Source organism: Reyranella humidisoli (genome assembly GCF_019039055.1).
GTDB lineage: Bacteria > Pseudomonadota > Alphaproteobacteria > Reyranellales > Reyranellaceae > Reyranella > Reyranella humidisoli.
Genome location: NZ_JAHOPB010000001.1, coordinates 2,734,110 through 2,757,996, shown reverse-complemented (window position 1 = coordinate 2,757,996; position 23,887 = coordinate 2,734,110). Strand labels below are relative to the sequence as shown.

The window sequence follows — 23,887 nt, the reverse complement described above, 5'->3', positions numbered from 1 at the left end:
AGGAGGCGCGAAGCGCCGTCTCGAAGGATGGGCAACAAACTCGGTGCGCGTGCCCACCCTTCGAGACGCGCTCCTACGGAGCGCTCCTCAGGGTGAGGTGGTCTTTGCAGTGGTGATTCTTCCTCGACCGGAAAGCCCCCTAGACGACGAAGAAGTCGGTGTGATCGAGGGTGCCGGTTAGGGTGGCGATGGTGGCGAACCTGATCGCCGCCACGCCGCCCACGCCATCGGCGTCGTAGTAGAGGCTCTTCGACGCGGTATCGAACAGGATGCGGTCGTCGGCCTGGGTTGCCACGGTGCCGGTGTTGAACGCCCCGGCGCCCAGCGCGCCGGTGCCGAGGGCCGCGAAGATCGCGTCGTCGAGCTGGATCGTGTCGGCGGCGTGGTCGAACACGAGAATCTTGTCGACGTTACTGGTGCCCAGCGCGGTGCTGAAACGGAACGTGTCGCCCCCGCCCTCGCCGCTCAGCGTGTCACTGCCCAAGCCGCCGTCCAGAATGTTGCGGCCACTATTGCCGATGACCGTATTGATCAGGTCGTTGCCGGCGCCGTCGAGGTTGGCCGCCCCATACAGGGTGAGCTTCTCGAGGTTGCCGCCCAAGGTGTAGCTGATCCACGAGCGAACCGAGTCGATGCCCTGATCGGCCAGTTCGACGACCACGTCGCCGGCACTGTCGACCACGTACTTGTCGTCACCCAAGCCACCGGTCATCGTGTCAGCGCCCGCGCGGCCGTCCAGCGTGTTGCCGCCGTCGTTGCCGTCCAGCGTGTTGTTCTCTGCGTTGCCCACACCGTTAATGTCCGCCGTGCCTGTCAGCACCAGCTTCTCGAGGTTCGGCCGCAACACGTAGGAAAGCGATGAGAACAGCGTGTCGAAACCTTCGCCTGCATCCTCGCTGGCGCGGTCCCCGGCATTGTCGATGAAAAAGGTGTCGTCCCCCTCCTCGCCACTCATCGAGTCGGCACCCGCACCGCCGTCGAGCACGTTGTTGCCGGCATTGCCGACCAGCGTGTTGTCCAGCGAGTTGCCCGTGCCATTCAGGTCATCCGTGCCCTGCAGCACCAGCTTCTCGACATGTTCGCTCAGCGTGTAGTCAAGCCACGCCTTCACCGCGTCAGCACCCTTGCCCGCCACCTCGATCACGACGTCACCGGCATTTTCCACATAATACGTATCGTCGCCGGCGCCGCCCTGCATCGTATCCGCGCCTGCCCGTCCATCGAGCGCGTTGGCGCCAGCATTGCCAATCAGCACGTTGTCCACCGCGTTGCCTACCGCGCTGATGGCAGAGCTGCCCGTCAACGTCAGATTCTCGAAGTTCGTACGCAGCACGTAGGTGAACGATGCCTGCACAGTGTCCATACCCTGCCCGACCAGCTCAGTGATCTTGTCGGTCGCGACGTCCATCACATAGGTGTCATCGCCAACGCCACCCGCCATCGTGTCGTCGCCCACACCGCCATCGAGCACGTTGTTACCGGCATTGCCAGTCAGCACGTTTGCGAGATCGTTGCCCGTGCCGTTGATGCCGTCCGAGCCTGCCAGCGCCAGGTTCTCGACATGGGAGCGTAGTCGCAGGCTCACGGACGACCGTACCGTATCCAGACCGGCGTCCGCCTCTTCGCTCGCGACATCGCCAGCATTGTCGACGATGTAGGTGTCGTCTCCGAGACCGCCGACCATCGTGTCCGCGCCGGTGCCGCCGTCGAGCAGGTTATTGCCCGCGTTGCCCGTCAAGCCATTGTCGAGCGCGTTGCCAGTGCCCTTCAGGTGCGCCGTCCCCTGCAGCACGATCTTCTCGACATTGGCGGTCAGCGTATGGTCGACCCACGCACGCACCGTGTCGACGCCTTCGTTCGCGGCCTCAACCACCACGTCGCCCAGATCGTCCACGACATAAGTGTCGTTGCCCAGCCGGCCCGCCATCGTGTCGGCACCCTCACCGCCATCGAGCACGTTGAGCCCGTCACCCCCAATAAGGTTATTGGCCAGGGCGTTGCCAGTGCCACTCAACGTCCCAATACCAATAAGGACCAGCTCCTCGACGTTCGCGGTCAGCGTGTAGGAGATCGACGACCGCACCGTATCGGTGCCTTCGCCCGCGGCCTCCAGGATCACGTCGCCGGCGCCGATCACATAGGTGTCGTTGCCCAACCCGCCCGCCATCGTGTCGGCACCCGCACCGCCGTCGAGCAGGTTGTCGCCGGCGTTGCCGGTCAGGATGTTGACCAGGCCGTTGCCGGTGCCGTTGAGATTGGCCGTCCCGGTGAGGACGAGGTTCTCGAGGTTCGAGCCCAGAGTATAGTCGATCGACGCGCGGACCGTGTCGGTGCCTTCGCCTGCGACCTCGACGATCGTGTCGTCGAGCGAATCGATCAAGTAAGTGTCTTTGCCGAGCCCGCCGGACAGAATGTTGACGGCTGCGTTGCCGGTCAGCCAGTTGTCCAGTGCGTTGCCCGTACCGTTGATCGCATCGGTGCCGGTCAGTTCGAGATTCTCGACGTTCGCGGTCAGGGTATAGGTGATGGACGACAGGACCGTGTCGGTGCCGGCGCCCATCTCCTCGACCACGAGGTCGGCGACGCTGCCCACGACATAGGTATCGTCGCCCAGCCCGCCCACCATCGTGTCGGCGCCAGCGCCGCCGTCGAGCAGGTTGTGGCCGGCATTGCCCGTCAGCACGTTGACGAGGCCATTGCCGGTGCCACTCAGATTGGCCATCCCGATGAGGACTAGATTCTCGAGGTTGGCGCCGAGCGTGTAGTCGATCGAGGCGCGCACCGTATCGGTGCCTTCGCCCGCGGCCTCCACGACCGTATCGCCGGCACCGATCACGTAGGTGTCGTTGCCCAACTTGCCGGCCAGCACGTTGGCCCCGGCATCTCCCGTCAGCACGTCGTCGCCCGATCCGCCGATCAGGTTCTCGATCGAGTTCATCTGGTCGACCAGCACGCCGTCGATATAGGCAACCTGCGCCGCCAGGTCGGCATGCACGGCCCCGGTTGTGCCGGCATAAGAGGCGGTGTCGCTGCCCGTCCCGCCCCAGAGCTGGTTGGTCCCACCGGCCGTCGCTGCGCCACCGATCAGCGTGTCGTTGTCGGCGCCGCCATACAGCGCGTCGTTGCCGCCGCCGCTGTCCAGCACGTCGTCGCCGGCGCCGCCGTCGATCGTATCGGCAAGATCGGTCGCCAGAAGCTGTCCGGGCACGGTTACTGTCGTCGAGATGACGTCGTTACCGGCGGTCCCCACGATGACGGCGCCGGTGGTCGGGGCAACCTGCTCGACATGGACTTCGGCGTTGCCGAGCACCCAGCGGTCGAACGTGCCGTCGGCGTTGGTGACCGATCCGGTCTTGGCCCAGCCCGCTTCGACGAATTGAACGACGTCGCCGGCATCGCGCTCGACGACGAGGATATGCTTGCCGCCGGCCGTCTCGGCGCCCACGCCGCCCAGGACGGCACGCTGGTTGACGATGAGCGTGTTGTTGCCGGTGCCGGTAAGATCGATGCGCTCGATATCCTCGAGCTTCGCCGCGACCAGCGGGTTCGAGAGGTCGAGCGTCAAACCGACGCCCGAAAGCGCCAGCGTGTCGGCACCGCCACCGCCGTCGGCCATGCGGAAGGCCAGATCGGCCACGACCAGCCGGTCGTTGCCCGCGCCGGCGTGGAACACGTCGCCGCCACCGCCGCCCGTCAGCGCGTCGTTGCTGGCACCGCCAATCAGCATCTCGGCCGCCGCCGTGCCGGTCGTCGTAACGGTCCCGCCGAAGGCGCCGCCGAACACGACGTAGGCCGCTCCAGAGTTCAGGCCGTTCGGCATGCCACGCTCGGCGCCGATGATCAGGTCGTCGTAGCCGTCGCCGTTCACGTCACCCGCCGAAGCGACCGATCCGCCGCTCCAATCGCCTGCCCGTCCACCCTTCAGCGCGAAGCCCGCGCTGGCGTCCAGGCTGGAAAGATCGATCTCGGCGGAGAAGCCCGATGTCCGGCCGAAGATGACGTACGTGGTGCCCGAATTGGTGCCATTGCTGTCGGCTCGGACCGCACCGATCACGAGATCGTCCACGCCGTCGCCATTGAAATCGCCCGCGGACGAGACCGAGACGCCACTCGAATCGTCCGCCGCAGCGCCGGTCAACCTGAACCCGTTGCTCCCGCTCAGTGTCGAGAGATCGATGTTGGCGGCGAAGCCGGATGCCTTGCCGAACACCACGTAGCTGGTGCCGGATGACGTGCCGTGCGGATCGGCATTGGGCGCGCCGACGATCAGGTCCGCGAAACCGTCACCGTTCACGTCGCCTGCCGACGCCACCGAGACGCCGCTCCCGTCGGCACCCGCCACACCGCTCAGCTTGAACCCGTTGCTGCCGTTCAGGGTGGAAAGCGCGAAGCTGGCGCCCAACCCGGAGGCCTGGCCGAACAACACGTAGCTTCCGCCCGTCCCGCCGGTCCAGGGCGCGCCGACGATGACGTCGTCATAGCCGTCGCCGTTCACGTCGCCCGCCGCAGCCACGGATGTGCCCGCCGCGTCGGCACCCACGACGCCGGTCAGCTTGAAGCCGTTGCCGCCGCTCAGGGAAGAAAGACTGAAGTTGGCGGCAAAGCCCGACGCCTTGCCGTAGACGATATAGGCCGATCCGGCGCCGTATGCGCTGCCGACCTTCGCGCCCGGAGCGCCGACGATCAGGTCGTCGAACCCGTCGCCGTTGAAGTCACCGGCCGAGGCGACCGAGAAGCCGGACTTGTCGCTGGCAGCGCCGCCGCTCAGCTTGAAGCCGTTGCTGCCGTTCAGGGTGGAGAGATTGAAGTTCGCTGTGAATCCGGAGGCCTTGCCGAAGACGACGTAGCTTGCGCCGGAGGAGTTGCCGTTCGGATCGGCCAGGGCGGCGCCGACGATCAGGTCGTCGTAGCCGTCGCCATTGATATCACCGGCCGAGGCGACCGAGTAGCCACTCCGGTCGTTGGCCGCCACGCCGCTCAGCTTGAACCCGTCGTTGCCGTTCAGGGCGGAGAGCTGGATGTCGGAGAGGAATCCGCCCGCCTTGCCGAACACCACGTAACTCGCACCGGCATCGGCTGCCCCCGCATCGGCGCGCCAGGCGCCGACGATTACGTCGTCGAACCCATCGCCGTTGATGTCGCCCGCCGAGGCCACCGACTTTCCGGCATAGTCGCTGTCGACGGCGCCGCTCAGCTTGAAGCCGTTGGACCCATCGAGATAGGCCAGCGACGGCGGCGGCTGGTCCGTTCCGAGCGCACCGGCATGGCCGTAGATCACGTAGCTCCGCCCTTCGCCGGGAAGGCCGGCGATGTGCTGGGGAGCGCCGATGATCAGATCGTCGTAGCCGTCGTTGTTCACGTCGCCCGCTGACGCGACCGACCAGCCGGTCATGTCCCACCCGCCAGCGCCGATCACCTTGAAGCCGTTCGCGCCGTTCACGGTGGAGAGGTCGAAGCTGGCGCCGAAGCCCGCTGCCTTGCCGAACAGCACGTAGCTCGCTCCCGAATTCTGGGAACGCGAATCGTCGCCGATGGCGCCGATGATCAGGTCGTCGTAGCCGTCGCCGTTGAAGTCGCCCGCCGATGCAACGGAGTAGCCGATCGACTGACCGTCGCTCGCCGGCGCACCGACGATCCTGAAACCATTGCTGCCGGTCAGGGTCGACAGGTTGAGGTTGGCGGTGAAGCCCGATGCCTTGCCGAACACGACATAGCTCGCGCCGGAGCCGGAGCCGTTCAGGGATACGCCCGGAGCGCCGACAATCAGGTCGGCAAAGCCGTCGCCGTTGATGTCGCCGGCCGACGAAACCGAGAAACCGCTGAAATCACTGATTGCGCCGCCGCTCAGCTTGAAGCCGTTGGTGCCGTTCAGCGTGGAAATGTTGAGGGTGGACGTGAAGCCCGAACCCTTGCCGAAAACGACGTAGCTGGCACCCGACTGGTCGCCATTGGGATCGGCACTCCGGGCGCCGACGATCACGTCGTCGTATCCGTCGCCGTTCACGTCGCCGGCCGAAGCGACCGACCAGCCGCCTTCGTCGTTGGCCTTGCCGCCGATGATCGCGAAGCCGTTCGTGCCATTCAGGGACGAGAGGTTCATCGAGGCGCTGAAGCCCGCAGCCTTTCCGAACACCACGTAGCTCGCGCCCTGCCAGACGCCGGGGGTGCCGGCAGAGGTGGCACCGATGATGAGATCGTCATAGCCGTCGTTGTTCACGTCGCCAGCCGATGCCACCGACCAGCCCGCCTCGTTGCCCAACGCCACACCGTTCAGCGCAAAGCCATTGGCGCCGTTGAGGGTGGAGAGGTGGATATCGGCGGCAAAGCCCGACGCCTTGCCGAAGACCACGTAACTTACGCCGTTGTTGGCGCCACCCACGCCGTCCGAGGGCGCGCCGAGGATCAGGTCATCGTAGCCGTCGCCGTTCACGTCGCCTGCCGAAGCGACGGACTGGACGCCGTAGCTGCTGCCGCTCAGCTTGAAGCCGTCGCTCCCGTCGAGGCCCGAGAGTTCGACGAGCGCGCCCAGCCCCCCGGCCTTGCCGAACACCACGTAGCTGCCGCCCGGGTTGTTGATGTATGTCCCGTAACCGCCCGCGGCGTTGATGATCACGTCGTCGAAGCCGTCGCCGTTGATGTCGCCGGCCGAGGCGACCGAGGCGCCGCTCGCATCGTACAAAGTGCCTTCCAACCTCGTGCCATTGAGGCCATCGAGGCTCACCACGTCGATATTCGCCGGAAACGCCACGCGTACCCCCGTCACGCTCGATCGCGGACTCCCCAGACCCGTCGAGCGTATACGTTTTACCGCACCATATTCTGAGGTGCTACTTCAAGCTGCATCTACGCATGTTTGCACCCGAACACAGGCACAACTCACTGGCAGTCGCCGGTGCAACCATTCGCGTGATGCGCGCACCAATGCCGGCGAGAGCCGGGCGGCCTCGCAAAAGGATATCTCCCAGACCGAACGCTTTCGCGCCGGTGAATGAGGCCACGAGATCGGTAGCGGGGTCGAACGCGCCGGGAGTCGCCTCGACATAGAGACTGGTCGATCCGCCGTCCGACTGGATCACGATCCGGCTCGCATTGATGCCTACCGCCGTCAGGTCGAGTTTCGAGGTGCCCGAGCGAAGTCGTCGATCACATCGTAGCCCGTCACCTGGTAGCTGTCGGCATAACCCGCATAGACGTCGGCGCCGGCGCGGCCCCACAGCGCGTCCCCGCCGGCCAGCCGTACCGGGACAAAAAGCACGTTTTCAACCTCCCCCTGCAGTTGAGCGCGCCCCGGGTGCTTGGCGGTGTCGACCGTCGAAGGACAGTTCTCGCCACGGCCTTTGGGCGGAATGCTCGCAACCCTTGGCAACGAGGGGCATGCGCGCTCGTTCAACAGGCATGATCACCCAACTGAACCCGCCCCTGCCGCTCGAGACGTCCAAGGGACCGGGCCTGGCCCATTTCGTCATCGACTATGGGTCCGAGTCCCATCTCCTCTGGGTCGTTTTCCTCGACGAAGGCGGCGCCTGCTGGACCGTTCCCAATCCGGAAATCCGCATCCAGAGCAACTGGTCGCTGCGCCGCCGGGAGAAAGTCGCGGCTACCTGAGCCGGTCCGGGGAGCGGCAACGACAACCCTGACAGGAATACGCGAGGAGAAGCCGCCGGCATGACCGGCCGGATTGCGGCGATGCGCACCTGCAGATGCCTTCGCGGACCGTGCACGCTGCTGAGCCGCGCTGTGGAAATATCGCAAAATACCAGTAATTACAGATGGTTAACCTGCCTGTGACCAATGTGGCAAATTTGCAACATTTGTTGGACGCGGGTAGCTCGCTTGGCCACTATGCCTCCGGCCGCCGGCCCACCCCGTGGTTCCAACCGGAGAAGAATTTCATGACCTTGAGAAACGGACGACGCCTTTTTTCCCGCGCACGCCCCCTTCTCAAGGCGAAAGCCTTTTCGTTCACGATCCTGGCCGTTCTCACGACGTTCGGCATCGCCGCCTTCGCGCCGGCCAGCGCGCAGGTCAAGGCGCCCCAGGTGAAGCAGGCCGTGAAGGCCAAGGCCCGGCCGGTCGTCCAGTCGGACCCGACGGACAAGGTTGCCGACCAGCTCAATGCCAAGTGGCAGCAGGACAATGCCGCGTTCGGCGGCTTCACCAGTGCCGCTCCGGCTTCGGTCCAGGCGGCGGCCTATTCCGTCCCCCCTTCCACCACCGCTGCCGGCGCCACGCCTGCGATCGCGAACGAGTGGGGCGACCGGCTGGTGACGCGCGCCATGAACTATCTCGGCACGCCCTATCGCTACGGCGGCATCTCGCCCCAGACCGGCTTCGACTGCAGCGGCTTCGTCTATTATCTCTACGGCGCGGTCTTCGGGCAGCGCATCCCGCGCATGCCGCACGACATGGTGCGCCAGGGTACGCCGGTCGCACGCAACGACCTGCAGCGCGGCGACCTCGTCCTGTTCGGCTATCGCGGCACCTTCACCCATATCGGCATCTACGCGGGCAACGACCAGTTCGTTCATGCCACGCATCGCGGATCGCCCGTGATGGTGACGAACCTCGACGCCGACTACTACCGCCAGCGCTACATCACGGCGGTCAGGCTCTCCCCGCAGTAAGGACGCCCGCTCGCCTTCTCACCCGTTGGCCATGATCGTTCGGTAGATCGCGGCCTTCTCCCGCAGCGGCAAACGATCGATGGCACCGAACAGGCGCAGCATCAGATCGCACTGCCGGGCCTTCGGCTGATCCTTGAGATCGCGGAACGCGGCCATGTCGGCCTCCTCGAACGGCGGCTGCGCGAGCGTGCGCGCATGCTCGTAGGCGGCGCCCAGTTCCTCGCCCGATGGAAGCTTGTTGCCGGGATCGCTCGACTTGTAAGCCGCGACCATGGCGCGCTGGCGGGCCGACAGCGCCGCATCGACCCGCAGGTTGGGCGAGGTGCGGTTGACGCCGGTCATCGCATAGTCGGCGCAGGCCTCGTCCGAGACGGTACGGAACGCCAGTAACGTTGCCACCGTGCCGTCGCCCCAGGCCGCGACCGCGTCGTCGGAGCCGCGCTGGGCCACCGGCATCACCTTGCTGCGGAAGGTGGAGGCGGCGGCCTTCGCGACGGCCTGCAACATCGCGGGATCGTTCATACCCCCGCGCTGCTCGCGCAGGATCGGCAGCAGACCCTTCCGGAGATCGGTCTCGATGGCGGGGTCGAGCGCGAATACGTCGAGCAGGACAGGATCCTGGGCAATCATGCGCCCCCGCACGATCGACCAAGCATAATCGTCGCTGCGTTCGAAGGCGAACAACTCGAACTGAGGCCGCGCAACGGCAAACCCGGCACCGACGGCAAGCGCTGCTACGAAACCCAGGACGAACCGTCTCGTCACGCTGCGTCCCTTCGTGAACTGCGCCACGAGCGCCACCGCCACGCCGACGCCCAGCGCCGATATCACCGGATAGAGACTCTGCATCACTCCTCTACGCGGCCTGCGGTTAGCCGTTCCGAAGGCACATGTTTCATGGTTCGAAACGGCGCCGCACCGCCGGTCTCATCGTAAGCGGTGCGTAAGGACCAAGCGTCATCGTTTCAACAAGTCCACAAGGGGCTTCGAGGGAACAGCATGGCGAAACCGCTCTGGCCGAACGTGAGCAGCATCCAGTACCGCAACGACCGCAGCCCGAAGCGGCCCACGGACAGCGAGAATACACGCGATCGCTGAGGCCGGCCCGGCAACGGGTCATCGCGACAGCAGGCGAAGGCCGGCGATCGATACGATGCCCGCAAGGACGAGGCGGATCGCGCGCTCGGAAAGGCGCCGTGTGAAGACGACGCCGAGGGCGGCGCCGAGCAGCGCAACGGCCGCGAAAAGCGGAAACTCTGGCGCGAGTTGCTGCCCCGACAGCAGGGCGCCGGCCAGGCCCGCAATCGAATTGCCGAGGATGAAAGGCGCGGACAGGCCTGCCGCTTCCCGGGACCGCGCCCACCCCAACACGATCAGGGCTGGCGCCACGAACACGCCGCCACCGATGCCCGACAAGCCCGACAGGAGACCCGCCGCCGTGCCGAGCACCGCCCATCCCGCTTGGGTGCTACGGCGCGAGAGAGGGCCACCGGCCCATGGCGCCTCCTTCGGCCGCACCACCATCAAGGTCGCGGCAACGAGCAGCAGAGCGCCGGTCACCATCGTATAGACGCCCGGCGAAAGCGCGATGAGCCCGCCGACGAAAGCCGCCGGAAGCGCGGGCACGACGAGCGTGGCCAGCCGCCGCCAGTCGATCAGCCCCGCCACGTGCAGACGCCACGTCGTATAGGCCGACGCCACGACGTTCATGGCGAGCGCCGTCGGACGCAGCTGGTCGATCGGAACGCCCGAGACGGCCATGATCGCGAGAAACCCCGTGCCTCCGGCCTGACCGACGCTGGCGTAAACGGCCGAAATGGCAAGCAGAGCCAGGGCAGTGAGCATGCGCGCGACTCTATGCGATGGTGGCCGGTCTGCAACCCTGGCGGCCTGGCGGCGTTGAAGAAGGCTCGGGGGAGCATGGGTTCGGGTACGCGATGAGTGTGGGACTCGTCCCCGGCGACGAACTTGGAGTCCTGGGTGAACGAGCCTGTTCAGAGCGTAGATCTCACCAATTGCGACCGTGAGCCCATTCACATTCTGGGCGCCGTCCAGTCCATCGGTTTCCTGATCGCGCTGACCTCCGACTGGATGGTGGCGCGCGCCTCGGCCAACGTCGAGACGTGGCTCGGCAAAGGCCCCGAGGAAATCCTCGGCAAGGCGCTGTCGGAAGTGTTCTCCGCCGATTCCGTTCACGACCTGCGCAACCGCACGATCATGCTGCGTGGTCCCGACTCCGTCGAACGGCTGTTCAGCGTCGAGGTGGTGGCGGGCCGGCCGCCTCTCGACCTCGCGCTCCATCTGTCGGGCGGCAGCGTCGTCATCGAGGGCGAGCCCTCTTCCGGCGAGCAGCAGGATTCCACCAGCCTCGTCCGCTCGATGATCGGGCGCCTCGACCAGTGCACGGATCTCAACACCTTCTTCCGCGAGGGCGCCCGCCAGGTGCGCGGCCTCACCGGCTTCGACCGCGTGATGGTCTACCGCTTTGCGCCGGACGGCTCGGGCGAAGTCGTGGGCGAGGCCTGCAAGCCCGGCATCGGCACATTTTTCGGCCTGCGCTATCCCGCCAGCGACATCCCCCAGCAGGCGCGCGAGCTCTACAGGCGCAACCTGCTGCGCGTCATCGCCGACGTCGACGCCAAGCCGGTGCCGATCGTGCCGCAAATGGACCCGTCGGGCCGGCCGCTCGACCTGTCGCTTTCGATGCTGCGCTCGGTCTCGCCGATCCACATCGAATACCTGCGCAACATGGGCGTCGGCGCCTCGATGTCGATCTCGATCATCGTCGAGGACCGGCTGTGGGGCCTGTTCGCCTGCCATCACTATTCGCCGCGCTGCCCGAGCTTCGAGCGCCGCTCCGTGTGCGAGCTGTTCTCGCAGATGTTCTCGATGCGGCTGGAAGCGCGCGAGCGGCGGGAGCACGTGGCCTACGAACGCCGCGCGCGCGACATCTCAGACCAGCTCCTGGGCGCCATCGCCTCGAACGAGACGCTGTTGCAGGATCCCGAGTGGCTGGCCGACATCCTGATGCGCGCCATCCCGGCCGACGGCATGGGCATCTGGATCGCCGGCTCCTATGCCTTCTCCGGCGTCACCCCGCCCACCGAGGAGTTCCGCCGCATCATCCGCGCCCTGAACGGCACGGCGGCCGGCAAGGTGTTCGCCACCGACCATATCGGCTCGATCCTCGACGGCGCCGGCGCCTTCGCCTCGACCGCGGCCGGGATGCTCGCGATCCCGATCTCACGCTCGCCGCGCGACTACGTCGTGCTGTTCCGCTCCGAGCTGGTGCGCGCGGTGCGCTGGGGTGGCGATCCGCACAAGCCGGTAGAGTACGGGCCCAACGGTCCGCGCCTCACGCCGCGCCAGAGCTTCGAGGAATGGAAGGAACTGGTGCAGGGCAAGTCGCAGCCCTTCAGTCCCGCCGAGTTGCGCGTCGCCGAGACGCTGCGCGCGACCCTGATCGAGGTCGTGCTGCGCCTCGCCGACGAGGCGACGGCGGAGCGCCAGCAGGCCAGCGCGCGGCAGGAGATGCTGATCGCGGAGCTGAACCATCGCGTGCGCAACATCCTGGGCGTGATCCGGGGCCTGATCCGCCAGTCGCAGCCCGCCAATGATCCTTTGGGCACGCCGGCGGTGCGCGACTTCGTGCGGCTGGTCGACGGCCGCATCCACGCGCTGGCGCGCGCCCACAACCAGATCACCGACGATCATTGGGGGCCTGCGCCGATGCAGGCGCTGATCGACGCGGAGACCGCGGCGATCGTGGGCGACAAGGAACGGCTGGTCTCCGAGGGCAAACCCCTGCTCCTCAAGCCGCAGGCCTATTCGACGCTGGCGCTGCTGCTGCACGAACTCGTCACCAACTCGACCAAGTACGGCAGCCTGTCGGTGCCGGACGGCCGCACGCGGCTGGGCTGGCATCTCGACGCCAAGGGCGACCTGCAACTCGAATGGTCCGAGAGCGGCGGCCCGCCGGTGACGCCGCCCAAGCGCAAGGGCTTCGGCACCACCATCATCGAGCGCTCGATCCCCTACGATCTGGGCGGCACCGCCGAGATCGCCTACGACCCGGCCGGCATCCGCGCCAAGTTCTGCATTCCCGCACGCCATGTGGTCGAGCCGCGTCCGGGCCAGGCGCGGCCCGTGCGCTTCAAGCGTTCCGCCCCCGACCATCCGCAGGCGCTGCCGGGGCAGATCCTGAAAGACCAGACGGTGCTGCTGGTCGAGGACAGTCTGATCATCGCGCTCGACGCCGAGGACATCCTGTACCGGCTGGGGGCGGAGAGCGTCGTCACCGCGGCGACCATCGAGGCCGCCCTCGACGCCATCGAGAATGCGCGGCCCGACCTCGCCCTGCTCGACATCAACCTGGGCGATCGCAACAGCTTCCCGATCGCCCACCGGCTGAACGATCTCGGCATCCCGCTGTTCTTCGCCACCGGCTACGGCGAGCAGGCCCAGCTGCCGATGGAGCATCGCAGCCGAATCGTCGTCCAGAAGCCCTACACGCTGGAGATCGTCGCACGCGCGGTGCACGAGCTGATCGGCGACCCGGCGCCGGCGGATGGGACGGGGACGGCCCGATCTGTTACGACGGGCTGATGGAAGCCCGCCGACACTCCGACGAAATCCGGCGCGTCGCCGCCCTTCGGGCGTACGAGATCCTCGACACGCCGCGCGAGGAGGAGTTCGACGAGGTGGTGCGGGTCGTGAGCGCAATCTGCGGCACGCCGATCTCTGTCATCAACCTGATCGATTCGAGCCGCCAGTGGTTCAAGGCCGAGGTCGGCCTCGGCGTGCGCGAGACGCCGCTGCCCGCCTCGATCTGCGCCCATGCCATCCTGCAGCCGGACCTCTTCATCGTGCCCGACACGCTGCAGGACCCCCGGTTCGCCGACAACCCGCTGGTCACCGGCGAGCCGCACCTGCGATTCTATGCCGGCGCGCTCCTCGAATCGCCGGAGGGCCTGCCGCTCGGCACGATCTGCGTGCTCGACTACCAGCCGCGCGAACTCGACGACAACCAGAAGGCGCTGCTGCGCCTGACCGCGCGGCAGATCATGAAGATGATGGAGCTGCGCCGGCTGAACGCAATGGAGCGCACCGCCCGCGAGAAGGCCGAGACCCGCGCCGAGGCGACCTCCGCCCGACTGGCACACGCCAACCGCGAGTCCGAGCTGCGTGAGCAGTTCATCGCCGTGCTGGGTCACGACCTGCGCAATCCGCTGGCTTCCATCCAGGCGGGCGCCGAACTCGTGAAGCGCGGCCGGCTCACGCTCGACGAGATGCTGCACCTCACCCAGGGCAGCATTTCGCGTATGTCGACGCTGATCGACAACATCCTCGACTTCGCACGCGGCCGGCTGGGCAACGGCATCGACCTCGAGCGGCGCGACGTCGAGCTGACGCCGCTACTCGCCCAAGTCGTCGACGAGTTGCACGCGGCCTCGCCCGACCGCAGCTTCGTCAGCCACATCGCGATGGACCAGCCGGTCTCGTGCGATGCCGGTCGCATCGGCCAGCTCCTGTCGAACCTGCTCGGCAACGCCGTCGTGTACGGCGCGCCAGGCACCCCGATCGCGATCGACGCCAGGGTCGAGGACGGCACGTTCGAACTGTCGGTGAGCAACCACGGCGATCCGATTCCCGCCGAGGCGCTGGCAAAACTGTTCCAGCCCTTCTTTCGCGGCGAGGTCCGCGCCAGCCAGCAGGGGCTGGGCCTCGGCCTCTACATCTGCAGCGAGATCGCCCGCGCCCATGGCGGCACGCTCACGGCCAGGTCGACGCCCGACAGGACCACCTTCCTCTTCCGCATGCCCGCGCGCGCGGCCTGATCCGCCCTCAGGCGCCGAGCCGTTCGGCGTGCCAGGCGATATGGTCGGCGACGAAGCTCTGGATGAACCAGTAGGAATGGTCGTAGCCCTCGTGCCGGCGCAGCAGCAGCTTCTGGCCCGCGGCGGCGGCGGCGCTCTCCAGCGCCTCGGGCCGCAACTGCGCGGCGAGGAACTGATCCGTCAGCCCTTGGTCGACGAGGATCGAATCGGGAAAAGGCCGGTCGCGCATCAGCAGGCTCGCGTCCCACGCCGCCCAGCCTTTGCGATCGGGCCCCAGATAATTGCCGAACGCCTTCTCGCCCCACGGCACGGCGACGGGATTGCAGATCGGCGCGAACGCCGATACCGAGCGATAGCTCTGCGGGTTGCGCAGCGCGATCACCAGCGCGCCGTGGCCGCCCATCGAATGGCCGAACACGCCGCGCCGCCCGGCCACGACCGGGAAGCTGGCCTCGACCAACGCGGGCAGCTCCCGCGTCACGTAGGAATACATGCGGTAGTGCGGCCGCCACGGCTCGGCTTCGGCGTCGAGATAGAATCCCGCGCCCGTGCCGAAGTCCCAACCATCCTCCTCGCCCGGCAGGCCGAGCCCGCGCGGGCTGGTGTCCGGCGCCACGAGTACGAGCCCGTGTTCGGCGGCGTGGCGCAGGGCCCCCGCCTTGATCATGAAGGTCTCTTCCGTGCAGGTAAGCCCTGCGAGGAAATAGAGCGCCGGACGGGGCCGCGCCGCCGCGCCCGACGGCACGAAGACCGAGAACTTCATCTCGGTGCCCGTCTCCTGCGAGGCATGGCTGTAGAATCCGATCGTGCCGCCAAAGCACGCCTGTTCGCTCCGCATCGTAACGCTCATTTGCACACCACTCCTCGACCGGCTTCGATGATACAGGAGAGTGTGGGACGAGGACCAAGGAGATCGTGATGGCGGGCGTGAAGACGGCGAAGGACGAGCGGCGCGGCGATTACGGGTGGTGGCTGCCGATCGCGAGCCGCTGGGCCGACTGCGACGCCTACGGCCACGTCAACAACGCCGTCTACTACAACTGGTTCGACACGGCGCTCACCACGCTCGCGATAGAGCGTGGCATCCTGCGGGCGCCCGGCCAGACCTCGATCGGCCTCTGCATCGCCAGCGGCTGCGAGTTCCTGGCGCCGGTCGGCTTTCCGGAGACGGTCGATGTCGGCATCCGCCTCGGCCGCATCGGCAACAGCTCGCTGCGCTACGAGCTGGCGATCTTCAGGCGCGACGGCGAGGCGCCTGCCGCCGTGGGCCATTTCGTCCATGTCTATGTCGAGGCCGAGACGCGCCGCAGCGTTGCGCTGACCGAGGCGCAGAAGGCGGTCATGGCCGATCTGATGAGCGCCGCTTCGGAGGGCTGAGACGAGACGGTCCGCTTTTCAGAGCGCCGGAACCGGCAATCCCCGAGGCTCAGGCGGCGCGCGTCGATGCGAAACGGAGTCAAGCCACTTGCGGGCGCGGTCCGCATCCCCGAACACACGCAACGGACGCTTGCTGGCCGCCAGGATCCCGAGAAGCCGCGTCAGGATCAGATGTTTGTCTTCCGGCAGGATCACGGCCAGGGGCCCGTGAAACTCCGCCTCCTTCTCCAGCGCCCGCATGCGGACGCCGATCGCCAGAATGTCGATAGGGCCCATCCGGGTGTCGCCATGGGTGCCGTCGAATATCTTGCGATAGCCCAGCGCGTTCGACGCCACGGCCACGTCGATCATCCGATGAACCTCCTCCAGGACCACATCGCCATCGCAGACGGCCGCGAACAGCCGAAGGCGCGAGTCGATGGTCCAGTGCAGGGGCATGTCGAGAGTCCAGTGCGAGCGACGCAGAAGGTCGACAATGCCCGCGAGCGGCACTCGGGGCAAGCGCTGGCCTCCTCCGTGCGAAGTCGGACCGATGCGCCGCCACCGACCCGCGACGTCGACAGTCGCCGCTCCGAGAGCGGTCGCCCTGCAACGCTTTGCCCGCCGGAACATTCGTTGCTCACCAGGGGACGATGCGGGGCGATGAAGGAGTGGCCGGCAGCGGCAATCAAGGGGCATGCGCGAAGCTATGACAGCATCCTCCAGGACATGCGCGACTGCCTGTCGGGCAAGATCGATGGCGGCACCGCAATCGAGGTCAAGATCAGCGACGCGATCGTCACCTAGCGCGGCACCTTCCACGATGCCGTGCAGACCCGACTGAGGGAGAATATCGCCGGCGTCATCCAGGGCGTGCGGTTGGTCGCCAATGCGCTGGGCGGTCAGTTGCAGGCGCTCGCTGCCAGGAAGATCTGAACATCTTGCCCCGGGAATGCCCGAGCTTGCAGGCACCGAACGAATGTGCAGGATTCTCGTATGTCACCGAAGACGCCCCAGCGCGGCGCATCCGCCTTTACACCGAATTGGGCGCGGACGCTGGTCGATCCACAAGCCTTCTCCGACGAGCAGCACCGCCTCGCTTCGGTCTGGACCTTCCTGGGATTCACCAGCGACCTGGCGAAGGACGGCGACTGGTTCCGTGCCTCGCTGGCCACCCGCTCCGTTTTCGTGCAGCGCTTCGACGCGACGCTGAAGGGCTTCGAGAATGTCTGCGCCCATCGCTTCTATCCGCTGCGAACCGGCGACAAGGGCCATGGACCGATCGTCTGCGGCTTTCATGGCTGGCGCTACGTCAACGACGGCTGCGCCATCGGCATCCCGATGTGCCAGGAACAGTTCGGCACCGTATCGCGCGCGCTGGGCGCACGTCTGACGCCTGTCGAGATCGCGACCTGCGGCGCGCTCATCTTCGGCCGCTTCGCATCGGAAGGGCCGCGCGAATCGCTTTCTGAGTTCCTCGGCACCGGCTTCCCGATCCTCGAGGCCCTGTCGCGTTCGGGTGGACCGTCGCCGCAGGCGATTTCGACGCCGGTCGCGGCCAACTGGAAGCTCAACCTTCAGATCACCCTCGACGACTATCACGGTGTCGCCGTTCATCCGACGACCATCGGCCGGAACGGCTATATGCACCGGGCCGACGTCAGCTATCTCCGCTTCGGCCTGCACAGCGCCCTTCTCGTCACCAAGGAGCCGCAGGCGCTGGAGAAGATGGCCGAAGCCTGTGCCAACGGCTCGTTCAGGCCGAGCCACTATTGCATCTTCCAGATCCTGCCGAACCTCGTCGTCTCGCTGTTTCATTCCGGCGGCGCCTTCTTCCATTGCTGCATCCAGCAATATGTTCCCGTCGCGCACGATCGTTCGGTCCAGCGTGTCTCGATCCATCCGGTGGCCTTTCCGGCCGAGCACCCCTGGCCCATCCGCTGGACGCGACCGCTCAGCGACCCGATTCGCAGACGCCTGATCTGGCGCACTGTCCGCCGGATCATGCGCGAGGACCACCAGGCCTGCGAGCGCCTGCAACTCGTGGCACACCAGGTCCACCGGGCGCCGCTGCTGTCGGTGCTGGAGGAACGGATCGGATGGTTCGAGGAGTCCTACGCCCGGCTCATGGCCGGGCATGACGACGCGGTCGGCACATCGTCGACCGTCTCGGACGAAGCCTGAGCGCTACAGCCGGCGATACGCGGCATGAATGATGGTGAAAGGGATGCCCGCGCGGCCGGCGCTGCCGCGCACCATCACGACGCGCTCGTCTATACGGTAGAACCAGTCATTGAAGTTCAACACCATCGAGTTCTCCCCGTCGCCCGGCCCATCGCCCTTCTGCGGCGTGTCGCGCGTGTAACGCCAATGGAAGGCACAGCCTAGCGCGTCGCCTTCCGCCTCGCCCTCGAGCCGCGGCTCCTGGCCGGCATAGCGTCCGTCCGCCCGCCGGGCGATTCGCCAGGAGAGCGTATCCTGCCGCCCGTCGTCGAAAGTCCACGTCTCTGTGAAGGCGAGAACACCCGACGTCTCGTCCCAGCTGCCGCGCGCCTTCACGGTGAAGCGCTGCAGCAACCCGCCGGTCACGCGCTCGATGACGCCCCAGCCTTCGAGTTCGCCGACGAGAAATGCCTCGGGAAGCAGTACCGGCGAGGTGCCGGCAAAATCCTTGATATCCATGTCCGTCAACGCGGCGGCAGGCCAGGGCGTTGCGTCCGGGTTGCGCTGGGAAAATCGCACCCCATCTGTGACCCGAATGACCGCCCCATGCGCAGCCCTCAGGAGATCATGGCGTGCCCCCGCCCCCGCCCGCTTCCAGCTTGATCCGCCGCGGCCTTGCCGCCTTCGCCTGCCTGCTGGCACTCGGCGCCTGCGCCCGCTCGATCGGCCAGCCGTTCGACGTCGATGCGGCCGACCGGCTGAGGCCGGGGCTCTCGACCTACCAGGATGCCGTGACGCAGTTCGGCAAGGCGACCCGCATCAGGGGCCAGGGCGACCGCACCGTGGCCCACTGGCATTACCTGAAGGACACGCCGGGCGGGACGGAATATGACAGTCTGAAGATCCTGTTCGACGAGAACGGCCGCATGGTCCGTGTCGTCGAACGCCTCGACAGCGACGACGAAGACGAACGCTGAGCGGCGCGCGGCCGCCGCGCGCCGCACGGTACAGCATCACGAGAGTCCCGGAGACACGCCATGTCCGCGCCAGAGTCAGCATCCGCCGAAGCCCCCGCCATCAGCCGCTTCCCCGTACCGCGCCTCGCCGACCTGCCGGCCGACATTCGCGAGCGCATCGAGAAGGTGCAGGAGAAGTCGGGCTTCGTTCCCAACGTCTTCCTCGTGCTCGCCCATCGCCCCGAGGAGTTCCGCGCCTTCTTCGCCTACCACGACGCGCTGATGGACAAGAAAGGCAATCTCACCAAGGCCGAGCGCGAGATGATCGTGGTGGCGACCTCGAACCTCAACCAGTGCCAGTACTGCGTGATCGCCCACGGCGCGATCCTGCGCATACGCGCCAAGGACCCGCTGATCGCCGACCAGGTTGCCATCAACTACCGCAAGGCCGACATCTCGCCGCGGCAGACGGCGATGCTCGACTTCGCGGTGAAGGTGAGCCAGTCGGCGCATCTCGTCGGCGACGCCGACATCGAGACTCTGAAAGGCCACGGCTTCGACGAGGAAGACGTCTGGGATATCGCCGCCATCGCGTCCTTCTTCGGCCTGTCCAACCGCATGGCCAACGTCACCAGCATGCGTCCCAACAAAGAGTTCTATGCGATGGGCCGCAGCTGAGGGGAGCGGAACGCCCACGCTGCCCTGCGTGCGGCATCGTGGATGAAAATCATTCTTTGTGAATTGCGGCGTCACCGCCATAATTGCACTGATGTCTGCTCCGCGGTCCCCGTCACAGATTCGCGCCTTCGTGTTGATGGCGGCTCTGTTCGGCGTGACGCTGGCGATCCTGCAACCGCTGGCGCATGCCGTGATGTTGCGCACGGGCGGGCCGGAAGCCGCCGCGAGCCTGTGGGGCGCGATCTGCCAGACCGGCAAGGACGGCGACGCCGATAGCTCCGGCCAGTCGTCGGCCAAGGTTCACGATTGCTGCTTCGGCCTGGCACATTCGCCCGTGCTGCTCGGGCCGTCGGTTGCATCCATCTTCGTCGAACAGATCCAGTCATCCGACCGGGTCGCCTCGCACCATCAGCATCCCACGACCGGCGCGATTCGCGACGGTCCGCAGCAGCCGCGCGCACCCCCGCTTCCGTAAGGACTGACCTACCTCGTGCAACGCGCGCGCCGCCGGCGCGCGTGCTGTCTCGCGTCAGCCATTCAAGGAAGCTCTCATGTTCTCGATTCCCCAGGCGACTTGCGTCGCCCCGACGGGGCTGGCCGCCGTGCCGCCGCCCGTTTCCGCCCTGCTTACACCCGTCCCCTCGACGATCTTCTACGCGCTCCTGACGTCGGGAGGTGCCCATGCGCGCTAGGCACATCGCCGCCGGCCTGCTGCTGGCGGCCGGGGCATTCGAAGCCTCCGCCGAGGAGGTCAACCAGGCACAGGTCACGATGCCGGCCATTACCGTCACGGGCACCGCATCACTGACGGTCCCGTCGATCAAGGATGCCGAGGAGCAGATCAACAAGACGCCAGGTGGCGTCGAGGTCGTGCCGGCCTCGCGCTATCTCGACGGCCGCGCCACCACGATGAAGGACATGCTCGACTACACGCCGGGTGTCTGGATCCAGAGCAAGTACGGCCAGGAGGATTCGAAGCTGGTGATCCGCGGCTCCGGTCTGTCGCGTAACTTTCACCTGCGCGGCGTGCGGCTCCTGCAGGACGGATCGCCGATCAACCAGGCCGACGGTAGCGGCGACTTCCACGAGATCGATCCGCTCGCCCAGCAATATATCGAGGTCTACAAGGGCGCGAACGCGCTGCGCTATGGTGCCATGACGCTGGGCGGTGCGATCAACTTCGTATCTCCCACAGGCCGCAGCAATCCCGGCCTCGCCGCCCGCGTTTACGGTGGTAGCTATCAGACCTTCGGCCAGCAGGCGGCGGCGGGCTTCGGCGAGGGTCCGTGGGACGCGTGGCTGTCCTTCACCAACCTGAGCGGCAACGGCTTCCGCGAGCATACCAACCAGAGCCTGCAGCGCCTCAACGGCAATGTCGGCGCGCAGATCGGCTCGAACGTCGAGACGCGGTTCTTCTTCTCGGGCAACCAGGTCCGCAACCAGATCCCCGGCTCACTGACCCAGCAGCAATTCTGGACCGACCCGCGCCAGGGGCCGCTCGCCAACGTGCTGCAGAACACGCGGCGCGATATCGATTCCTTCCGATTCGCCAATACCACGGTCGTCGATGTTGGTGATGATGCCTTCACCCTGCAGAGCTACGTGAAGTCCAAGTCGCTGTTCCATCCGCTGACCTTCGCGGTCATCGACAACAACCTGCTCGATTGGGGCGTCACCGGCCAATACAAGGGCTCGCGCCAGCTGTTCGGCCACCGCAACGATTTCATCGTCGGCGCCAACTATTTCGGCGGCACCAACCGCAACCGGCAGTTCGTCAACCGGTTCGGCATGCCGGGACCGCTCACGAACGACAACACCGAGTTCTCGAGCAGCGTCGAGATCTACGGCGAGAACTGGTTCTACGCGACGCCGGAATTGTCGATCGTCACCGGTATCCAGTTCAACTGGGCCAACCGCGTGCTGACCGACAACTACCTCGTCAACGGCAACGATTCCGGCGCCGCGTCCTACTTTGAGATCAACCCGAAGATCGGCGCGCTCTGGGAGCCTCGTCCGGGGCTGCAATTCTTCGCCAACGTCTCGCGCGCCTCCGAGCCGCCGACATGGTCGGAACTCAATCCCAGCTTCGCGCCGGGCTTCGCGCCGCTCGCACCGCAGACCTCATGGACAGCCGAGATCGGCACGCGCGGCAAGCTGGGTGAAAATGTGGGGTGGGACCTCTCGCTCTACCGGTCGTGGGTGAAGAACGAGCTGCAGCTCCTCGTCGTGCCCGGCTTCGGCGGCTCGGCCATCGCGATCAACATCCCGAACGCGATCCACCAGGGCATCGAGCTCGGCCTCAACGGCACGGCGTGGCGCAGCGAGCGCAACGACCGCATCACCGGCCGCATGGCGCTGACGGTGAGCGACTACCGCTTCGACAACAATCCGACCTACGGCAACAACCAGCTCCCCGGCGCGCCGCCCTACTACCTCCGCGCCGAGGCCCGCTACGATTCGCCGGGCGGCTTCTATATCGGCCCGAACCTCGAATGGTCGCCGCAGGGCTACTACGTCGACAACCTCAACAACACGGCGTTCATGACGGCGCCCTACGCGCTGCTGGGGCTGAAGGCGGGTTATACCGGCCTCAAGGGCTTCGAGTTCTTCGTCGATGCCCGCAACCTCACCAACCAGATGTACGTCTCGAACGTCGGCGTGACGAGCACGGCGAACGCCACCAGCCAGCTCTACAATCCGGGCGACGGGGCGTCGGTCTATGCCGGCATCCAGGCCCGGTTCTGAGACGTCCACGTGACGAACCTGCAGCGCCAGGATCTGCCCGAACCGCTGTCGCCGGCGGTGAAGCGCACGATCCTGGCGGTCGTGATCCTCCTGCACGCGGGCGGCGCCTGGGCGCTCGCCCGCGTCGAGCCCGCGCGCCTGGTCGTGGGCGACGTGGCGCCGATGGAAGTCCGGATGGTGGCGCCGGAAGGGCCGGCGCAGCCCGAGATCGAGACTGCGGAACCGCCGCCGCCGGTGGAGCTGACGCCGCCGCCTCCGGAGCTCGCTGCGATCGTCGAGCCACCGCCGCCCGACCTGCCGCCGCCCGAATTCCCAGTGGCGAAGATCGATATTCCCCCACCACCCGAATTGCCCGAACCGGTGATTCCGCCGCCGGTGGTCAAGCCGAAGCCGCCCGAACCGCGTCCCGTGCAGAAGGCCGCGCCACGCCCGGCCACGCCGGCCGCACCGGTCGACAGCCAGCCACAGCAGGCTGCGGCTGCTGCGTCCACGGCGCCGCGCACGGTGCAGGTCTCGCAGTTGGGTTGGCTGGTCGCACCCAGTCCCGTCTACCCGTCGCGCTCCCGCCGCGCGGGCGAACAGGGAACAGCGATGGTCCGCGCGTTCGTCGACATCGCTGGGCGTCCCTCTCAGGTGTCGCTGCAGGCCTCGTCTGGCCATGCCGCACTCGACGAGGCGGCGGTGAGCGCCGTGCGCGCCGCGCAGTTCCGGGCCTATGCCGAGGGCGGCCGCGCGCAGCCCGTGTGGGTCCACGTCCCGATCAAGTTCACGTTGCAGTAGGAGCGTAACGCATGGGCGACGCATCGAGTTTGGGCTTCGGCCATTTCCTCGCGCAGGCCGACATCGTCGCGAAGGTCCTGCTGGGCGTGCTGACGTTGATGTCGGCGATCTCGTGGTACCTGATCATCTACAAGGGGATCGGGCAGGTCATCCGCCAGGAACGCAGTCGCAGGTTCCTGAACTTCTTCTGGAGCGCCACGTCGCTCGAGCAGGTGCAGAACGAACTCGGTCGACAGGGCGTACGCGAGCCGTTCGGCCATCTCACGGCGCATTCGCTGCACGCCCAGGCGCATCACGCCAGGTTCGGCGCGGCCAAGCTCGAGGAGGCCGGCAGCGAGACCGAGTTCCTGACGCGCACCATCAAGAAGGTGCTCGACGAGGAGACGACGTCGCTGGAGAACGGCCTCACCATGCTGGCGACCATCGGCGCGACCGCGCCGTTCGTCGGCCTGTTCGGCACGGTCTGGGGCATCTATCACGCGCTGATCGCCATCGGCATGTCGGGCTCGGGCATGCTCGACAAGGTGGCCGGTCCGGTCGGCGAGGCGCTGATCATGACCGGCATCGGCCTCGCCGTCGCCCTGCCGGCGGTGATGGGCTACAACTGGCTGACCCGCTCCAACCGCGTGCTGACGGCCAGGCTCGACGCCTTCGCCTTCGAGTTGCTGACCTTCCTGTCGATGGGCCGTGCGCTGCAGGCCGGCCGCAAGCCGGGCGTGCCGCTTGCGGCCGTGAACTGAGGGCGCGG

21 protein-coding genes are annotated in these 23,887 nt (G+C 66.8%); 14 read left to right on the top strand and 7 right to left on the bottom strand.

The window, feature by feature from the left end; genetic code table 11:
* Positions 1-139: 139 nt before the first annotated feature.
* Positions 140-6,763 (bottom strand): FG-GAP-like repeat-containing protein, encoded by a 6,624-nt coding sequence (locus tag KQ910_RS13260; protein WP_216960766.1) that lies wholly within the window; start codon positions 6,761-6,763, stop codon positions 140-142.
* 342 nt (positions 6,764-7,105) lie between these two features.
* Positions 7,106-7,255: a hypothetical protein gene (locus KQ910_RS13255; protein WP_216960763.1), complete on the bottom strand. Its 150-nt coding sequence runs from the start codon at positions 7,253-7,255 to the stop codon at positions 7,106-7,108.
* Between the two features lie 140 nt (positions 7,256-7,395).
* Here KQ910_RS13255 and KQ910_RS13250 point away from each other — a divergent pair, with 140 nt between their 5' ends.
* Entirely contained in the window at positions 7,396-7,605 is a 210-nt protein-coding gene (locus tag KQ910_RS13250) for a hypothetical protein (protein ID WP_216960760.1), read from the top strand.
* Positions 7,606-7,892: 287 nt separating this feature from the next.
* A complete protein-coding gene (locus tag KQ910_RS13245) occupies positions 7,893-8,624 on the top strand; it encodes a C40 family peptidase (RefSeq protein WP_216960757.1) in 732 nt (243 codons plus the stop codon).
* Between the two features lie 18 nt (positions 8,625-8,642).
* Here the strand turns inward: KQ910_RS13245 and KQ910_RS13240 are convergent, their stop codons facing one another.
* The gene (locus KQ910_RS13240) at positions 8,643-9,473 is read right to left on the bottom strand and encodes a hypothetical protein (RefSeq protein WP_216960754.1); all 831 of its coding nucleotides are present in this window, start codon (positions 9,471-9,473) and stop codon (positions 8,643-8,645) included.
* 267 nt (positions 9,474-9,740) lie between these two features.
* On the bottom strand, positions 9,741-10,469 hold the full coding sequence (locus KQ910_RS13235; RefSeq protein ID WP_216960752.1) for a sulfite exporter TauE/SafE family protein: 729 nt from the start codon (positions 10,467-10,469) through the stop codon (positions 9,741-9,743).
* Between the two features lie 135 nt (positions 10,470-10,604).
* Here KQ910_RS13235 and KQ910_RS13230 point away from each other — a divergent pair, with 135 nt between their 5' ends.
* On the top strand, positions 10,605-13,229 hold the full coding sequence (locus KQ910_RS13230) for a GAF domain-containing protein (RefSeq protein WP_216960749.1): 2,625 nt from the start codon (positions 10,605-10,607) through the stop codon (positions 13,227-13,229).
* Entirely contained in the window at positions 13,229-14,461 is a 1,233-nt protein-coding gene (locus tag KQ910_RS26750; RefSeq protein WP_229600397.1) for a GAF domain-containing sensor histidine kinase, read from the top strand. Before KQ910_RS13230 ends, KQ910_RS26750 begins: the two co-directional genes overlap by 1 nt.
* A 7-nt stretch (positions 14,462-14,468) precedes the next feature.
* Here KQ910_RS26750 and fghA read toward each other — a convergent pair whose 3' ends face one another.
* Positions 14,469-15,311 (bottom strand): S-formylglutathione hydrolase, encoded by an 843-nt coding sequence (fghA, locus tag KQ910_RS13215; RefSeq protein ID WP_216960747.1) that lies wholly within the window; start codon positions 15,309-15,311, stop codon positions 14,469-14,471.
* 68 nt (positions 15,312-15,379) lie between these two features.
* On the opposite strand from fghA, the gene KQ910_RS13210 reads away from it, so the two are divergent.
* Positions 15,380-15,838: an acyl-CoA thioesterase gene (locus tag KQ910_RS13210; protein ID WP_216960744.1), complete on the top strand. Its 459-nt coding sequence runs from the start codon at positions 15,380-15,382 to the stop codon at positions 15,836-15,838.
* An 18-nt stretch (positions 15,839-15,856) separates the two neighbouring features.
* On the opposite strand, the gene KQ910_RS13205 is transcribed toward KQ910_RS13210, so the two are convergent.
* Positions 15,857-16,339, bottom strand: a complete 483-nt coding sequence (locus tag KQ910_RS13205; RefSeq protein WP_216960741.1) for a hypothetical protein — start codon at positions 16,337-16,339, stop codon at positions 15,857-15,859.
* 141 nt (positions 16,340-16,480) lie between these two features.
* Here KQ910_RS13205 and KQ910_RS13200 point away from each other — a divergent pair, with 141 nt between their 5' ends.
* Together KQ910_RS13200 and KQ910_RS13195 are read left to right on the top strand one after the other, a co-directional pair.
* Entirely contained in the window at positions 16,481-16,624 is a 144-nt protein-coding gene (locus KQ910_RS13200; RefSeq protein ID WP_216960738.1) for a hypothetical protein, read from the top strand.
* A gap of 189 nt (positions 16,625-16,813) precedes the next feature.
* Positions 16,814-18,001 (top strand): aromatic ring-hydroxylating oxygenase subunit alpha, encoded by a 1,188-nt coding sequence (locus tag KQ910_RS13195; RefSeq protein ID WP_216960736.1) that lies wholly within the window; start codon positions 16,814-16,816, stop codon positions 17,999-18,001.
* Between the two features lie 3 nt (positions 18,002-18,004).
* Here KQ910_RS13195 and KQ910_RS13190 read toward each other — a convergent pair whose 3' ends face one another.
* A complete protein-coding gene (locus KQ910_RS13190; RefSeq protein WP_216960733.1) occupies positions 18,005-18,499 on the bottom strand; it encodes a DUF3833 family protein in 495 nt (164 codons plus the stop codon).
* Positions 18,500-18,612: 113 nt separating this feature from the next.
* Between KQ910_RS13190 and KQ910_RS13185 the strand changes: the two genes are divergently transcribed.
* From KQ910_RS13185 to KQ910_RS13155, 7 genes are all read left to right on the top strand, one after another.
* Positions 18,613-18,957 carry a hypothetical protein gene (locus tag KQ910_RS13185; RefSeq protein WP_216960730.1) on the top strand — a complete coding sequence of 115 codons (345 nt, stop codon included), beginning with the start codon at positions 18,613-18,615 and terminating at the stop codon, positions 18,955-18,957.
* Positions 18,958-19,017: 60 nt separating this feature from the next.
* Positions 19,018-19,614, top strand: coding sequence for a peroxidase-related enzyme (locus tag KQ910_RS13180; protein WP_216960726.1), 597 nt, complete (start codon positions 19,018-19,020; stop codon positions 19,612-19,614).
* Between the two features lie 91 nt (positions 19,615-19,705).
* The gene (locus KQ910_RS13175) at positions 19,706-20,089 is read left to right on the top strand and encodes a DUF2946 family protein (protein WP_216960724.1); all 384 of its coding nucleotides are present in this window, start codon (positions 19,706-19,708) and stop codon (positions 20,087-20,089) included.
* Positions 20,090-20,165: 76 nt separating this feature from the next.
* Positions 20,166-20,306: a hypothetical protein gene (locus KQ910_RS13170; RefSeq protein WP_216960721.1), complete on the top strand. Its 141-nt coding sequence runs from the start codon at positions 20,166-20,168 to the stop codon at positions 20,304-20,306.
* Positions 20,296-22,359: a TonB-dependent receptor family protein gene (locus KQ910_RS13165; RefSeq protein ID WP_216960718.1), complete on the top strand. Its 2,064-nt coding sequence runs from the start codon at positions 20,296-20,298 to the stop codon at positions 22,357-22,359. The genes KQ910_RS13170 and KQ910_RS13165 overlap by 11 nt, the downstream gene beginning before the upstream one ends.
* Positions 22,360-22,368: 9 nt before the next feature.
* Positions 22,369-23,139 (top strand): energy transducer TonB, encoded by a 771-nt coding sequence (locus KQ910_RS13160; RefSeq protein WP_216960715.1) that lies wholly within the window; start codon positions 22,369-22,371, stop codon positions 23,137-23,139.
* An 11-nt stretch (positions 23,140-23,150) separates the two neighbouring features.
* On the top strand, positions 23,151-23,879 hold the full coding sequence (locus tag KQ910_RS13155; RefSeq protein WP_216960712.1) for a MotA/TolQ/ExbB proton channel family protein: 729 nt from the start codon (positions 23,151-23,153) through the stop codon (positions 23,877-23,879).
* Positions 23,880-23,887 lie beyond the last annotated feature (8 nt).